Genomic DNA, 17,394 nt, shown 5'->3' on the forward strand with positions numbered 1-17,394 from the left:
AAAGACATAACTCAAAAACCTCCACTTGAAGTGGAGGTTTGTTTTACTACTAATACAATTTTAAATCATGTGAATCAGCTGGGAAACTTGGATCATATGGATTGTGACGGAGCTTGAATCGTTTCACATCTTCAATTGTCTGTGTTCCAGATAACTGCATAACTGTCTTCAATTCATCATTCAAATGTTCAAAGACTTGGCGTACACCAACACTACCACCAAGGGCTAAACCATAAATGACAGGTCGTCCAATGGCTACTAAGTCAGCTCCAGAAGCCAAGGCTTTAAAGACGTGCTGACCACGACGAACACCAGAGTCAAAAACGATTGGCACACGTTTATTTACTGCTTCAGCCACTTCTTGTAGCGAGTCAAAAGCAGCCGGTCCACCATCAATCTGTCGACCACCGTGGTTGGTTACCCAAATACCTGAAGCCCCTGCATCCAGGGAGCGTTCAACGTCTTCTCGGCATTGTGGACCTTTGACATAAACAGGAAGTCCTGAGTATTCTGCGATAAACTCTACATCTCGTGGAGATAGGCGTTGTTTAGCTGATTTATAGACATAGTCCATTGACTTACCAGCACCTTGAGGTAGGTATTCTTCTACGATAGGCATGCCAACTGGGAACACAAAACCGTTTCGTTTATCTACCTCACGGTTACCTCCTACTGTCGCATCGGCAGTTAAGACAATAGCCTTATAGCCTTCTGCCTTGACGCGATCCATGATGTGACGGTTAATACCATCATCTTTACTAAAGTAGAATTGGAACCAATGAGGTGTTCCTTGAAGGGCTTGAGAAATTTCAGGTAGGTCAACTGTTGAGTAGGAACTAGTTGTATAGAGTGAACCGAACTCGTGTACTCCACGCGCAGTCGCAACTTCTCCTTGCTCGTTAGCTAGTCTATGGGCTGCAACAGGTGCCATAATGATTGGTGAAGATAGTTTTTCACCATCAAATTCAATCTCTGTGCTTGGATTTTCCACATCACATAAGGTCCGAGGAACAATGAGTTTGTGGTTAAAAGCTCGGATATTCTCTCTCAAAGTAAAAGTGTCCTCTGCACCACTTGCAATATACCCAAAAGAAGCTTTGGGAATAACTTGTTGGGCCATAGGCTCCAAATCATAGGTATTTATAAAATCTACAGGTCCTTCTGCATTGCTTGTTTTATATGACATCAATAGTCCTCCTTAAACGTAAACGTTTACTTTTGTTTACTAGAATAGTTTAAACCTTTTTCATGATGTTTTCAAAAAATTTGTCTGTACTTTTCATCATAAAGGTAAACAGATTAAGAACTAGAAGTTAAAGATGATACAGATTCACTCCGCCTATCCTACTCTAAACAGAGACTATGGTTATAAACCTTCCATTAGACAAAAAGCTCAGGGAGTTCTATGAATACCTGAGTGTCTTTCTATTTATACATTTTGCCAATTTTCTTGGTCTTCTTTAAAGCGTTTAAGGAGAGCAAGTCCCTCTGGTGTGATGTAGCCTTCTTCTTGTGCCAGATGGATCAACTCACTGTAGTTTGAAAGGGTTACTAGTTTGACACCAGCATCTGCAAAGTTCTTATCTGCTTTTGGCAATTGATAGCTGAAAATAGCCACAACACCAAGAACATCTGCTCCCTCACGTTTGGCAGCAGCAACGGCTTCTAAAACTGAGCCCCCAGTTGAAATCAAATCTTCAACAACGACCATTTTTTGGCCTTGGGCTACACGGCCTTCGATTTGGTTTCCAGCCCCATGGTCTTTTGGTTTGCTACGGATGTAAGCAAATGGCAGGTTCATCTTGTCAGCTATAATGGCACCATGTGGGATACCCGCAGTCGCTGTTCCTGCAATCACTTCTACTTCTGGGAATTCTGCTTTAATAGCTTCCACAAAACCATTTTCAATCAAGGTACGAGTATCTGGATAAGCAAGCGTCACACGGTTGTCCGTATAAATCGGCGACTTGATACCTGATGCCCAAGTGAAGGGCTCTTCTGGTTTAAGGTAAACGGCTTGAATTTTCAATAGATGGCTAGCAATGTCTTTAGCAAGTGTCATGGGATTCTCCTTTGTATTTTATACTTTATTCTTATTTCCAGTCTTGTGTCCATTCATCCTTGATAGCATGATAAGCTACTACTGGATCAGTGGCTTGAGTAATTGGGCGTCCGACAACAATATAGTCACTACCGATATGATAGGCATCTGCTGGTGTCATGACTCGTTTTTGGTCCCCAACTGCGGCTCCTGCAGGTCGAATACCTGGTGTCAGGCAGATAAAATCTTTGCTTGTTGCTTCTTTGATAAGCTTGACTTCCTGAGCTGAACAAACCACACCATCTAAACCGGCTTCAGCAGTTTTCTTGGCATAATGAATGACCGATTCTTGAAGACTGGTTTGGATATTTTGAAAATCTCTCATTTGCTCTTCAGAAGTTGAAGTCAATTGGGTAACAGCAATCAATTTTGCTTCTTTTCCAAGACCTTCACGCGCAGCCTTCATCATCTCTACACCACCTGCGGCATGAACATTGGTCATGTCAACACCCAGATGAGACAAAACCTTCATGGCTGACTTAACTGTATTGGGAATATCATGAAGTTTGAGATCTAGAAAAACACTATGTCCCAAGCCTTTCAAATAAGAAACTATCTCTGGACCTGTAGCGTAATAGAGCTCCATACCAACTTTCAGATAGAGGCTCTCTTCTGCTGGAAAAAGAGCTAAAAATTGCTTGACTGCCTCAATACTTGGAAAATCAAGAGCAATAACCGGACGAGATTCGCGCATACTTTTCTCCTTTTATCTTTGTTCGCAAGAGAGTATGAAAAAAGGAACCTGCCTACAGCAAGGTTCCACGAAAAATGGGTAGAATTCACCCTTTCACCGTTAACCTTAGCTGCCTCTCTGGACTGCTTTAAAGGTTTTTTACTATTCTATTATTTAAAGCGGTACTTGTCAAGTAAAAACAAGTAACTGAATTAGTCTAAAACATTATCAGTCATCAAACTGAGTAACATCGCTTGATGCTTAACGACTTCGTGTGGTTTGAGTCGTTTGTGTTGTTTGACCTTGATTGCCTTGCTCAGTTTGTTTTTGCTTTTCTTCTTCCTGCTTTTTCTTTTCCTCTTCTTCTTTTTTCTTCTTTTCCTCTTCTTGAGCTTTGATTCTTTCTTCTTCTAGAGCTTTATCTGCCAAACTATAGCTATAAATACCGACTTCCATATCAATCCCACTAGGAACTGTTAACTGTGGCTTAATTTTACTATAGTAAGGCAATTTTTTCCCAAGTTCTGATAGAGGAACTAAAATTTCATCTGAATCATACATGGTAATCTTTAGAAGGTCACTAGTTGCCTTGCTTGGTGCAAGTTCAATCTTCTGAATCTCTTGCTTAATTTCTGGACTAACATCATTTAACTGAGAAATTAAGGTTTTTATCTGCTCCTCATCGTTGAAGAGAACAGATATGTATTTTTCAGGTAAGTTAGTCGCATTAACAGCTGTTGATTCAATACTTCCACTAGATAAGATTGGATAATAGTTATCACCTGAAACAGAATAGGCTACAATTTCAAATTCCTTCACTTCAATGGTGAAGTGAACCGGGAAATGATAAACTATCTTAGCCAATTCAATCCAGTTATCTGATTTAACCATTTCAGCATGCTTATCTTTATTTAAAAGCAAGCTAATCGTATAGTCACTATCCTGAATACCAGAAGCTTCCTTGACTTGGTCTGCACTTGTCTGAACGTTACCCATAACCTCAATATGTTTCATTGTAGCCAGAGGGCTCAGAAGATAAATAGATAAGAATAAGATTAGAAAGCTAGGAACGAGAATTGTAACTGCTCGCCAGATATGGACAGATGGAATAGGAGGTTTTGGGGTTTTATTTTTTATTTTCCTCTTTTTATCTTCCTTAACCTTTGCTTCACCTTTTTCAGGCTCTACTTTATCTTGGTTCTTAGACTCTTCTTGAGAAGTTTTTGTTTCCTCCGTGTTCTTATCTTCAGTTTCTTCAACTGAAGCTTCATCACTAGTATCCGAATTTTTCTCTTCAGTTTTTTCAGACTCTTGGTCCACTTCTTCAGAACTTACAGATTCCTCTTCTGTTTTTTTACTCAAATACTCTTGGTTTTGTTTCTGCCATTCTGACAATTCTTGAGTATTTTCAGAAGCAGACTTTGCTGCTTGTTCTTCTTTTTCACGAGCTTCTTCCGCAGCTCGTTTTGCCTCTTCTTCAGCCTTTTTTTGAAGATATTCTTGATTTCGTTTTTGCCACTCTGACAATTCCTTGCCTTGAGTGTCTTGATTCTTTTTATCCTTTGACATCAATTTTCCTTATGATAAATCTTTTTTTAGTAGCTCATAAAAATCTGCCACAGATTTTAATTCCTGAGAATTCTTCATCGTGTTTTGATAGATCTCTTTGTTGGTCAAAAGTTGATTTACTTTTTCTTCCAAAGTAGACAAGGTCAAGTCACTCTCTTGCAACTCCTCAGCATAGCCTTTCTTCACAAAATAGGCTGCATTTTCGATTTGATCTCCACGGCTAGCTTCACGACCCAGTGGCACAATGACGTGCAATTTAGCCATAGCAAGGAGTTCAAAAATAGTATTGGCACCACCACGAGTGATGACCACATCAGCCAGATTCATGAGTGGTTGATAGAGTTCCGTCGCATAGTCAACACGATAGAGGTTTGAACTGAGTTCATTTAAACTAGCATCACCTGTCAGGTTGATGATATTATAGCGACTAGTCAGTTCTTCCTTGTGGTCTGTAACTAGTTGGTTAAAGACACGCGCCCCAGCAGAACCTCCAACAAAGAGAAGAGTTGGTAACTTGTCGTTGAAAGAAGTTCGGATATCCACCATTTCTTCAGGTTCTTCCATAACTGGACCAGAAACCTTGGTCACAGCTCCTACATGCTCTACCTTAGTGAGACTAGACGCTTGTTCAAAAGTAGAGTACATCTTAGTCGCAAACTTATAGGCAATTTTATTGGCCAAGCCCATAGAGAGATCAGACTCATGGATAAAAACTGGTACTCTGCAAACTCGTGCCGCGATAACAGGCGGAACAGATACAAATCCTCCCTTAGAAAAGAGGGCCTGCGGACGAACACGTAACATGATAAAGAGCGATTGAAGGATTCCAAACGCAACTTTAAAGACGTCAACCATATTTTGCCATGAGAAATAACGACGTAGTTTTCCTGTTGCAATAGAATGGAAAGTGACATCTAGACCTGACTTGAGGATTTCATGATGCTCAATCCCATTTTTATCTCCAATATAGTGGACTTCCCAACCATCTTCGATGAACTTAGGCATTAACAAAAGGTTGAGGGTAACGTGTCCAACCGTTCCCCCACCTGTAAATACTATTTTTTTCATATTATCCCTTTAACTCCGCTACAGTGTCGATGAAAAGATCTCCACGTACTTCAAAGTTAGCATACATATCCCAGCTTGCATTAGCAGGACTGAGGAGAACCACATCTCCTTCTTCTGCAAGTTCATAAGCCTTGCGGGTTGCATCTGCTATGTCCGTTGCATCAACATAAGCAACACCGGCTTTATCTGCTGCACGCTTGACACGTTCTGCAGACTGACCGAGAATGACCATTTTCTTAAGTCCAGTAATATCTGGCACCAATTCGTCAAATTCATTGCCACGGTCCAAACCACCAGCTATCAAGATAACCTTGCTATTGTCAAATCCAGACAAGGCTTTTTGAGTTGCTAAGATATTGGTTGACTTACTATCATTGTAGAATTTTACACCCTTGATTTGGTCTACAAACTGGAGACGGTGTTTCACACCACCAAAAGCTGACAATGTTTCCTTGATGGTTTCATTGTCAACACCACGAAGTTTAGCTACAGCAATGGTTGCAAGAGCATTTTCCACATTGTGGCTACCCGGAACACCGATTTCATCAGCTGCCATGACTTTTTCACCACGGAAGTAAAGAAGACCATCTTCAAGATAAGCTCCATCAACCTTTTCAAGTGTTGAGAACGGTACTACAGTCGCATTTGTCTTTGTCGCAAGTTCTTTAGCTAATTCCTGGTTGAAGTTCAATACTAGGTAATCAGTTGCTGTCATATTGCTTTGGATATTCCACTTGGCTGCCACATAAGCTTCAAAAGAACCGTGATAGTCAATATGCGTTGGCATAAGATTCGTGATAACAGCAACTTCAGGATGGAATTCCTGGATTCCCATTAATTGGAAAGAAGAAAGTTCCATGACAAGGGTATCCTTATCTGTTGCAGTCTGAGCTACCTGGCTTGCGGGATAACCGATGTTACCTGATAAGAGGCCATTTTGCCCAGCTGCAGTCAATACTTCTCCAATCATGGTTGTCGTCGTTGTCTTACCATTTGAACCAGTAATACCGACGATTGGTGCCTCAGAAATCAAGTAAGCCAACTCAACTTCAGTTAAGACTGGAATGCCTTTTCCTAGTGCTTTTTCAATCATTGGATTGCTATAAGGGATTCCTGGATTCTTCACCATGAGAGCAAAATCTTCATCTAGCAATTCCAAGGGATGGCCACCAGTTACAACCTTAATCCCATCTTCCAAAAGGCTCTGAGCTGCTGGATTTTCCTCAAAAGGTTTACCATCATTAACCGTCACAATGGCACCTAACTTGTCCAAGAGACGAGCTGCAGACTCGCCAGATTTGGCCAAACCGAGGACTAATACTTTCTTATTTTTAAATTGATCAATACGTTTCATTTCTAGAACTCCATTTCTACTCTTACTATTTTACCATTTTTATGAAAATAAAAAAGCCACAAAGGGCTTTCTTATTTGTTTTTTGTTATTTATGAAGTTGGTAATCAACTTTAACATCTGTGCCTAGGTATTTTTATACGAAGAAACATAAAAAAGCGGACAAATATTAGTCCTATCATTAAGGAACTAGCTTTGTCCACTTTTTATTGTCGAGATGGGTTCAGCCACCCAATCTCTAGGATTTAGATGATATTAAATCATTCTAGTCTTGGTCTTTTTTCTTCCCCATTGTAAACAACCCAAGAAGCATACCTACAAGGCCTGCTGTTGCAAGAGTCGCATTTTCTTTAGTACCTGTTTCTGGGAGAATATGTTGATGGCTAGCAGGCGCTTGATAAGTCTTATCTTGAGACATAGCAAGAGCTACTTGCGACTGCTCATCTCCGTATGCTGGAGTTTCACGGGTAGTTGGGGCTGAACCATTCACACGTCCAGTAAATTCTGGAACTTGGTGTGCAGCTTTTTCTCTACCATGAAAGCTACCTTTGAAGTGTGGAACATCATGAGTAACACCTTCTACTCCATTTACCTGACTAGTGTATTTTGGAACTTCGTTAACTGCTGCTTCTACTGCATTCACACCGCCAGTGTATTCTGGAACTTCATTGACTGCTGCTTCTACCGCATTCACTCCACCTGTAAATTCTAGAACTTCATTGACTGCTGCTTCTACTGCATTCACTCCACCTGTAAATTCTGGAACTTCATTGACTGTTGCTTCTACTGCATTCACTCCACCTGTAAATTCTGGAACTTCAAGAATGGCTTCCTCTTCTCCGTTCACACCTCCAGTATATTCTGGAATATCGTATACGGCTGGTTCTGTCTTGGCACTTTCAACTTCTTCTTTAGTCAATTGGATACGGTATTCCTTAACGTGTTTACCACTTTCTGAAACGAGACGTACCAAGACTGGGAGTTTATCATCTCCACTATCGACAACTGTTGCCGCTACGTTTTCACTAGCTTCAACAGTTACTTTAGGACGGTTTCCACTATAGGTTACTTGATAGTCCTTGCGAGCTTCAGAGAAGTCAGCAAGCTCTCTACCATCTACTAGAAGTTTAGAAGCTGTATTGTCTTTTGGCGCTTCACTTGGGGCAATGAAGGTCATTTCAGTGATTGCAACACCCTTCTTATCAGCTTTTCTATCCATACGCCATCTCATAGCTTTGGTTTTAACAGGTTCGAAGGTGACATGGATATCGGTTCCGGCTTCAATTTCTTGATCTGCACGGTATTCAACTTTTTCCCAGTTAGAAGGTGTATTGAATGGATGTTCCGGATCGTATGGTTGATAGTTAGAATAGTATTCTGGTGCATCAAAGTTTGGACCAACGTAGCGTTCTAGAACGAGTTTAGAAGGTGCGTCTGTTCCACCATCTGAAAAGAATCGAATGCTTCCTTCAGCTACTGTACGTTCAACAATCTTACCAGCTTCTTTAAAGATAACTCCTACTGAAACTTCTGGATTGTCAGATGGACTTGCAGACCAGTTAGTCCAACGACGGGCTTCATCATCTGAACCATCGTTAACATAATCTACACGGTCATGAGAGTTTGGATCAATATCGTTAGTTGCTGAAGCAAATGAGCGGTTGCTATCGTCATCAAAGTCTGGGTTGTCTGAAAGATTTTCACCGAGTTTATCTGTTACTCGAACAGCCATTTCAGCAGTTAAATCAGTACCCAAAACGCGACCATGAACTGTAAATTCACCTGCTTTTGTTAGATTTTCTGCTGGAACTGCTTCCCAGTCAACAGCCAAGTCTTTGACTTCATAGTCAGATTTCCCGGTGAAGTAGACAGGAACTTTTGCTGGTAACTCAAGGGTTTGTCCTTTAGCAACCAAGCGAGATGATTTGGCAACAGCAACAGGTTTACTCGCGAGCAAATCTTTATCATTTGTGAAGTGTAGGCGGTATTCACCTAGGATATCACCGTTTTCAGCCTTGACAACAACACGGACTGGTTCTCCTTCACGTACGCTTGGTACAACTGTTGCAATACCATTTTCAGTGACACTTGCTGTAACAGCCGGAGCTTTTCCTTGGCTTGCTGCAAGATAGTAGTCAGTCAAGCCTGGATTAAAGTTTGGCAAATCTTTTCCATCTACTTGGATTTGTGCTTGAGCTTTCTTGGCTGCAGCTACTTGTTTAGAGAAGATTTGAATTTCTGTGATAGAAGTACCCCATTTATCATCAGGATTTGTCATACGGATACGAACTGCGTATGTGTTGACTTTATCAAAACTAAAGTGGGTCATTTCACCAGCTCTTACTTGATCTGGAGCTTTAAGGTTTGTTACTTCTTTCCAGTTATTGTCGTCATTAAAGACATGGTCTTCACTAGCTACAAAGCTTGGATTCTTAGGAACTGTTGGAACATCTGTTCCTACATAGTATTCAATGACATAGGACTTGGGTGCACCAACACCATAGTCTTCGTGAAAGGCTACATTGAAGTTATCAACTGAACGTTTAGACATAATACCAGAATCACCAAAGAGAATTCCTACAGATGCCTCGTTTGTCCGATTCCAGTTTGTCCAGCGATTTGCTGGTTGATCATTATATGAAATTAGTTTGTCATTGACATTGGCTACTGAGTCACTTGGATTTGAGTCTGATGCAAAGGCAAGTGGCAATTCTGAACCAGTCCACTGGTCAGAAATATTTGCACCAGTTTCTGTTTGAGCAGCTACACGAACATGAAGTTTTGTTGGTAACTGAGTACCTTCCACACGTCCTGTCACTGTAAAGCTACCTTCATTTGCATATTGGCTTGGGTCAATAGCATCCCAAGTCACTTCAGCTGAAGATACTTGGCCGTTTGAGTGGTAAGTACGAACACTTTCTGGTAATTGAGGAGCTTCTGAAACCGGAGTTGTTGTAGTCACTTCTTCGACTGCAATGATACCTTCTACAGAAACTTTAGCATGAGCTTCGTCTGCAATTCCTTCTACTTTACCTAGAACATCAAAGCTATGGTATTTAGCAAGGTCTTCCTTAGCAACTGCTTGCCAAGTCACCTTGTGAACTTTTGGAAATCCTTTATCGTACTCTACGGTTACTGTATCAGGTAGACTTGGTTCTTGGTTCAAACCTGTCACGACGCTAACTGGACGAATGGCTTTGACAACTTTACTTTCTATATTTGCTTGAATGTTCAAGTCAATATGACCTTCAGCTCCTTCAAATTGAGCTTTCAGAGTTACTTGACCAGGTTTGTGCAATTCAAGCATACCTTTACGAACTGCTACATCTCCTTCACCTGTAGTTGAAAAAGCCACTTTGTCAGCTTTTAAGATAGCCTGAGTACCATCTTGATAGTGTGCCGCTACCTTGATGCCAACTGTTTGGTCTTCTTTCAGAATAGCTGCATTTTCGACCTCTAGGCTCAAACGTTCAATCTGAGGAGCCTCTTGTAAGAATTGGATAGCATAAGTTTGAAGTGGCTCACCATCATTTGGTTGAACATAAATATTTGCACGCATACCATTTGCTTCATTAGCTTGGATAACTGTCACTTGAGCATTTTCAGCTGTAGCTTTGACCTCTGGCAAAGCTACTCCATAAGCAAGCTTGTGGTATTTTACAGGCTGGTCAGTTGAAAGACCTTCAACCGCTTGATCCGCCACAGTTACACTTGGTATTACCGGATTAGCCACTTCTTCTGCAACTACGAATGTAGCAGCGATTTCATCTTCACCAGAAATTCCTTTAGCTTGGATGCGAGATCCTGGGATCGCTAGTTTAGCTTGATCTTCAGTTGCCACTTCCCATCTATCAACATCATAGCTTCCTAAAGTACCATCCGATACTACATAGGAAACAGATTTGTCAACTTCACTTAGGTCGGTACTTGGTGCAATTCTCTTAACTACAGGTAATTCTGTTTCGAGTGCCAAGATTTCAACACGCGCTTCGACGTCGCGTCCATCTGCCACACCTTTCACCGTCACAATACCTGGTTTGTTAACATCAACTGCTGACCATTCTACAGGATGTTTTGCACGGCTGCCATCACTGTAGATAAACCCTACTTTTGAAGGCATTTTCGCTGCTTGACCGATAACTGTACGTACTTTAGGCACCTCTGTACCAAGAATTGTTTTTTCTGCTTGGTCATTCTTACCTGTAAAGATAGTTGTTTGACCAGATTTCAAGAAATCAGAGTGAGCTGTCAAGGTGAATTTACCTGCTTGCTCGGTTGATTTAACAATCACAACACCCTTACCATTAAAGGCCTTTCGAATCCATGAACCATCTGCTTGTTCTTTGTAACGTTCACGGCTTGCTTGTTCCCCGTTATCCACACCGACAATCTGACCTTGCCCGTGCAACTGGAAGCGTACAAGGTTATTGGCAGTGGGAACTACATTACCTTTACTATCAACAATTTCGTAGTAGATATAAGTGAGGTCTTTCCCGTCAGCTGCGATAGCATTTTCTTCTTTGACCAAACGAACCCCTGCAGGTTCTCCAGCAGTCGTAATCTTATCCCGAGCAATGATATTTCCTTCCTCATCACGCGCTACTGATTCCAAGGTTCCAGGTTGATATTCGACCTTCCACTCAAGATAAAGTTCATTCGCATTGGCACCTTCTTGGTAAGTACGTCCATCACTTGTTTGTTTCTTGTTAAAAATTTTCTTACCTAGGGACTCACCATTCAAGAATAGTTCCACACTTGCAGCATTTGAAAATGCACGAACAGGGATCTTACCATCAGCATCAGCTACATTTTCTTTTAGGGTAGAATCTTCCCAATTCCAGTGAGGAAGAAGGTGAACCATTGGTTTCTTCTGAGCAGAAACCCATTGGCTTTGGTACAAGTAGTAGTCATTCTTTGGAATTCCAGCTGTATCTACGATACCAAAGTAAGAACTCTTAACTGGAGTTTGATTTTGATTGTGCCATGGAGTAGGCTCACCAATATAGTCGGTACCTGTCCAGATAAACTGACCAGCATAACCAGAATTATCACGGTCAAAAGTCCAAGACGCTGTAGCTGTTTTTCCCCAACCAACACGGTCATTACCATAGTCTGATTGCTCATAATGACGGTAAGCTTGGTTACTGTGAACTAACTCACTTTCTGGACGGAAATAGCTGCCACGTGTACGAGTTGCTGAAGAAGTTTCTGAACCGTAAATCAACCAATTTGGATGTTTCGCACGAAGCTTCTTGTAGTTATCCTCTGAGTAGTTAAATCCAACGGCATCAAGTTCATTTGCAATCTTTTCATGATCACCGCTACCATCACCAAAGCGGAACTTATCTGCTCCCATAGTGACATAGCGTGTCTTATCAACTGCCTTGATCACTTGAACTAAACGTTTAACAGTTGCTAGAGAACGAGCTTTCCCGTCTGCTTCACCGATTTCGTTACCGATAGACCACATGACGATAGCAGGGTTATTCTTTCCTCTTTCGACCATAGTACGTAGGTCAAAGTCAGACCATTTTTCACCTTTTTTAGCATCTGGGTGAGTGGCGTCCTTGTCAAAGAAACGTCCGTAGTCATATTGTTTCTTACCACCATACCAAGTGTCAAAGGCTTCTTCTTGGACCAACAAACCTAGTTCTGCAGCAATCTGCAAAGTTTGCTCACTAGCTGGGTTGTGGGTTGTACGGATAGAGTTCACACCCATATCCTTCATCTGTTTCAGGCGACGGTATTCTGCCTTATAGTTTTCTTCAGCCCCTAGAGCTCCGTGGTCGTGGTGAAGAGAAACTCCATGGAATTTAATGCGTTCACCATTCAAAGAGAAGCCTTCATTTGGTGTCCAGTTATAGTAACGGTAACCAAACAAGTCCTTCTTAGCATCGACCAATTGACCATCACGATAAACACGAGTCACTAATTCATAAAGGGCTGGTTTATCGTTAAGAACTGTCCAGAGTTTTGGTTTTTCAACTTGTAAAATAGCATTTAAGCTTGTTGTTTGATGTGCTTTCAAGACTTGGCTATCTGTACGAACCAAGTCTGTTACAGCTTGACCGTTACGTTCAATAATTTGGTATTCAGCAAGAATTTTATGGTCTTTGTCATCGGTGTTGACAATCTTACTTGTTACATGAGTATCAACCTTGCCATTCTGTTGTTTCTCAAGGTCTGGTGTTAAGATGGTTGTTCCATTCTTTTCAGCATGGACCTTATCTGTAACTTGAAGGTTAACATCACGGTAAATACCACTTCCTGAATACCAACGACTACTTGGTTGTTTATTAATGGCATGGACTGCGACGACATTTTCGCGACCGTCTTTATGGAGATAGCCAGTAATGTCATATGAGAATTGGTTATAACCATTTGGATAGTGACCTACTAGCTGACCATTGACATAGACCTGAGAATCCATATAAATTCCATCAAATGTGATACGAACATTCTTATTGAGGTCTTCTTCATCAAGTTTAAAGGTCTTACGATACCAAGCATCACCACCATTGAGTTGCCCACCTTCGTTTTGGGCAGGAGAATCATGGTCGAAGTCATTGTAAATACTCCAGTCATGAGGAAGGTCTAATTTCTTCCAGCTTGATACATCGGCATCTGGTTTGATAGCATCTTTTGCATTGGCATTGAGTTTAAAATGCCAGTTTTGGTTAAATTCTACTTTTCTATCCTCAATCAACTGTTTTACCTCATCATTAGTTGCAGATTTGAGCTCTGGTTTCTCTGTTTGAGCAGATTGATCTTGAGTCACAGCTGGAGCTTGTTTCTCTACTTCGGAAGTTTCTTTCTTCTCAGCAGTAGCTCCAGTAGTTGGAGCCTCCTCTTTTTTCTCTCCTTCATGATTGGTTTCTACTGCTTCACTGGTAACAGTTTCTGTTGTTACAGGTTGTTCAGGATCCTTTTCAACAACAGCTTCTTCTTTAGTGATTTCCTTATCCACATTTTCTGTAGCAACAGCGACTGGAGTTTCATCTGCAGATACAGCACTTATATTAGCTAGATTGGTTCCAAATAAAATAGCGCATGTTCCGATAAGCACTGAGCATGTCCCGACCGTAAATTTACGGATGCTATAGACTCTTTTTCGATTCCAATGATCTTTTCCCATAGGCTTCTCCTTATTAAGGAACCGCTTCCATTTTTTTGTGAAAACGTTATACTTTTTTGTTTTTATTATTTCTATTTTATTAAATAACATAAGATACTTCAATAGAGTCCCTATAAAAATCATACTTTTGATTTATTTTTCTATAATTTGTAGAAAAGCTTAAATTTTAAAATGTGCATTTAGATCAATTCGCCCAAAAAGCTGTTTCACTTATAGAAACAGCTGTTACTGAAAAACTATTATGAATTTACCTTCGGTTACTGATTATCCTTCTTTTCTTTCAACATCTTGAACATCTCATTTTTACGCATTTCTAACTCTGCAATTTGCTGGAGTAAAAGTCCTGAAAAATCACATTCAAGCTCTTCCGTTTCTCCACTGTTATACCAATCTAGAGCTACTATATGATTGTCCTTATCAAAGCAGAAAATTACATCTCCATCACCGATGATAGACAGAAATGGAATATAATCAACAAATCCTAAATCATGTAATTCCTTGGTTTTAATTCGAATGTCTAAGAAGTCTGGGATGCCATTTGCAATTCCAAAAACCTTAATACCTCGGTAGAAGGTCCAAAAAGGAGCTACGTCATATGCCTTGGCTCTTGGCCATAGCTCTTCCCTGACTTCCATAAAGAGACCTCCAAGAGCTGACATGGTGAATTCTCTGAAATCTTCTGGAAGTGAATTGCCACATTGAGTTTCAAAATCCTGAACATCTTCTTCCGATGGTTCATTGCCCATACAGGCGACAACTTGATAAGTGTCCTTATCATAGTGACGAAAATAATCATAAACTTCCTTGAGTGCCATTATTTTAATCCTTTTTTACTCAGAAATATAGACCACAAATCCATCTGGTAAGATGATTTGTTGTCCCTCCTTAACCTGACAATGACTAGACAAATCAACTGAATCTCTGTCCAAGACAAAATTTTCCTTAGACTGATTAAAGATAGCTTGAACTTCTTTTCGTTCGTAGGTCCATTCCAAGACAATAACATCTGGTTTCACTTCTTGCAAGCTATATGAACCATGCTGAATAATGCTTGCAACTTCCTTACGGACCTTGATTAATTGCTTCATGAAATTCAGCATATCATTGTCCTCAGACACACGGTTCCAAGGCATGACACGACGGCAATCAGGGTCTGGTCCACCAATTAGTGCTAGCTCTGTTCCGTAATAGATACAAGGAGTCCCTTTTTGAAGATAGAGGAAAGTTAGGGCAGCCTTGACATGCTGGATATTCCCATTGGCAGTTGTGAGGATACGCTCTGTATCATGAGAATCTAAAAGGTTAAACATCACTTCAGCGATTTGTTGCTTGTAGTACATCGACTGGCTATTGATTTCTGAAATAAATTGCTCTGTCTTTTTATGCTGACGTAAGAAATAATCCTTGATACTTTCAGAGAGCGGGTAGTTCATAACCGCGTGGAACTCATCCCCTTTTAGCCAAGGTTGAGACGTATGCCAGATTTCACCTAAAATATACAAATCAGGCTTTTTAGCAAGAACTGCCTTTCTGAAATCTCTCCAGAACTGGTGGTCAATTTCATTAGCAACGTCCAAACGCCAAGCATCGATATCAAAATTCTCAATCCAGTAGGTCGCAACACTTAAAAGATAAGCTTTAACCTCAGGATTTGCTGTATTTAACTTAGGCATATAGTTAGCAAAGGCAAAAGTATGATAAGGGAGTTGTCTTGGATTCTGAAGTTTATCCTCAGTAACTGGGAATTCTTGGATATGGAACCAATCTTTATAAACTGAGTTTTCTCCATTTTTTAGAACATCCTGCCATTGGACTGACTGGTTGCCAATATGATTAAATACTGCATCTAGCATAATCTTGATACCACGTTTGTGGGCTTCCTCGACTAAATTAGCAAAGACTGCCTTGTCTCCAAAGTGACGGTCAATTTCAAAATAATCCGTCGTATCGTACTTGTGATTGGTCGTAGCTTCAAAAATCGGACATAGATAAAGTCCAGTGATTCCCAAATCTTTAAGATAGTCTAAATGGTCGATAATCCCTTGTAAATCTCCACCAAAAAAATCATCTCTATCAGGTGCAATGGCAGCATCCCACTCTCGATCTCCATCTGGAGTTAGATTAGAATTTCCATTAGCAAATCGTTCTGGGAAAATCTGATACCAAACGGTATTTGAAACCCAGTCAGGAACTTGGCAACCGTCAATTTCGTGAATATAAGGAAGCTTGAAACCATTTCCTTCAGCATCTAAGTTTTCTTGAGTATATTCTACACAACCCTTATCACCGTAGAAAACACCCTGACCTTCTTCATCAAGGAGTTCAAAGAGATACTGAATCCGTGCAAAATCAACCGATACCGTAACCTGCCAATAGTCAAATAGGGAATCTGAGGTCACTTTAGTCATTTCTTTCTTGGCTTCATACTTATCCTCAATGAAAATAAAGGGATCACCATAATGCAAAATGACCTTTTGAATATCATCTTTCTTTGTTCTGATTCGGATATGCAACTGATTTTCTTTATAAAGATAAGCATACTCCGATTCTGGTCTATGATAAATGGCTGTTAATTCCATGTCTTGTCTCCTATAATCAATAAAAACGCAAACGTTTTCATAAACGATATTTCTAGTATACTACTTTAAGAATTGATTTGCAATACTTGGTGAAATTTCACAAAAAACACCCCAAGAGCCAGTTTTTTAGACTAACTTTTGAGGTGTGAGTGAGATTTTACTTATAATTAAAAGTCTCCCCAGCTAACTTATCTGCTAACTTAGGAAAGAGAGTATAAAATTTATGGGCTAAATTTAGCAAGGCTGGGAGATTGAGCTCGCGTTTGTTTTTTCCTATGGTCTTAACAATTTTTTTAGCTACTGCATCTGGCTCGAGTAGGAAGCGGTCGACCGATTTGAGGTAGGTCCCATCTGGGTCTGCCTGGTCAAAAAATCCTGTACGGATAGGTCCTGGATTGACTGTTGTTACATAGACTCCATAGGACATAAGTTCAAGGCGTAAGGCATTTGAAAAACCAATAGCCGCAAACTTGGTCGCTGAGTAGAGACTGGACTTGCCAGTTGCTATCAAACCAGCCATACTAACGATATTGATGATATGGCCTTTTCGGATTTCCTTCATACGAGAAGCAACCAACCGAGACAGATTCATTAAAGCAAAGGTGTTAACCTCAAACATCTGATGAATATCTTGATCAGAAATCTTGTCAAAATCTTCAAAGATCCCGTAGCCAGCGTTGTTAATCAAGACATCAATCTTGCCATAACGTTGATAGAGTTCGGTCACCAGTCCTTCTAAGGCTTGAGGATTGGTAATATCCTTCTCGACCAATTCTGCATGTGGTTGATTTCCATATAGCTGAACTAATTTTTCCTTATCTCGACCAAGCAAGATGAGTTGGTCATTGGGCAGGAGTTTGACCATTTCTTGGGCTAAGCCACCGCTAGCTCCGGTAATCAGAATCGTAGACATACTAA

Annotated in this window: 10 protein-coding genes; all 10 read right to left on the reverse strand. The window is 40.5% G+C overall.

From position 1 onward, the window contains the following. Positions 1–49: 49 nt before the first annotated feature. The 10 genes from lctO to ACXYSN_RS03880 all read right to left on the reverse strand — a co-directional run bounded on the left by lctO (position 50) and on the right by ACXYSN_RS03880 (position 17,389). A complete protein-coding gene (gene lctO / locus ACXYSN_RS03835; protein ID WP_235083939.1) occupies positions 50–1,186 on the reverse strand; it encodes an L-lactate oxidase in 1,137 nt (378 codons plus the stop codon). A 243-nt stretch (positions 1,187–1,429) separates the two neighbouring features. Next, positions 1,430–2,062 (reverse strand): orotate phosphoribosyltransferase, encoded by a 633-nt coding sequence (gene pyrE, locus ACXYSN_RS03840; protein ID WP_458636212.1) that lies wholly within the window; start codon positions 2,060–2,062, stop codon positions 1,430–1,432. 31 nt (positions 2,063–2,093) lie between these two features. Beyond that, positions 2,094–2,795 (reverse strand): orotidine-5'-phosphate decarboxylase, encoded by a 702-nt coding sequence (pyrF, locus tag ACXYSN_RS03845; protein WP_458636213.1) that lies wholly within the window; start codon positions 2,793–2,795, stop codon positions 2,094–2,096. 240 nt (positions 2,796–3,035) lie between these two features. Then, a complete protein-coding gene (locus tag ACXYSN_RS03850) occupies positions 3,036–4,343 on the reverse strand; it encodes a cell division protein FtsQ/DivIB (protein ID WP_458636214.1) in 1,308 nt (435 codons plus the stop codon). Positions 4,344–4,352: 9 nt separating this feature from the next. After that, the gene (locus ACXYSN_RS03855) at positions 4,353–5,411 is read right to left on the reverse strand and encodes a UDP-N-acetylglucosamine--N-acetylmuramyl-(pentapeptide) pyrophosphoryl-undecaprenol N-acetylglucosamine transferase (protein ID WP_368910251.1); all 1,059 of its coding nucleotides are present in this window, start codon (positions 5,409–5,411) and stop codon (positions 4,353–4,355) included. Between the two features lies 1 nt (position 5,412). Further along, complete coding sequence (murD, locus tag ACXYSN_RS03860; protein WP_458636215.1) at positions 5,413–6,765, reverse strand: UDP-N-acetylmuramoyl-L-alanine--D-glutamate ligase; 1,353 nt, start codon at positions 6,763–6,765, stop codon at positions 5,413–5,415. Positions 6,766–7,027: 262 nt separating this feature from the next. Continuing rightward, a complete protein-coding gene (bgaA, locus tag ACXYSN_RS03865; protein ID WP_458636216.1) occupies positions 7,028–13,897 on the reverse strand; it encodes an LPXTG-anchored adhesin/beta-galactosidase BgaA in 6,870 nt (2,289 codons plus the stop codon). 257 nt (positions 13,898–14,154) lie between these two features. Next, the gene (locus tag ACXYSN_RS03870) at positions 14,155–14,712 is read right to left on the reverse strand and encodes an SMI1/KNR4 family protein (protein ID WP_458636217.1); all 558 of its coding nucleotides are present in this window, start codon (positions 14,710–14,712) and stop codon (positions 14,155–14,157) included. 15 nt (positions 14,713–14,727) lie between these two features. Then, positions 14,728–16,476, reverse strand: a complete 1,749-nt coding sequence (locus ACXYSN_RS03875; RefSeq protein WP_458636218.1) for a glycoside hydrolase family 13 protein — start codon at positions 16,474–16,476, stop codon at positions 14,728–14,730. A gap of 157 nt (positions 16,477–16,633) precedes the next feature. Next, a complete protein-coding gene (locus tag ACXYSN_RS03880; protein WP_458636219.1) occupies positions 16,634–17,389 on the reverse strand; it encodes an SDR family NAD(P)-dependent oxidoreductase in 756 nt (251 codons plus the stop codon). Positions 17,390–17,394 lie beyond the last annotated feature (5 nt).

The sequence above is a fragment of the Streptococcus sp. V869 genome (assembly GCF_054353515.1).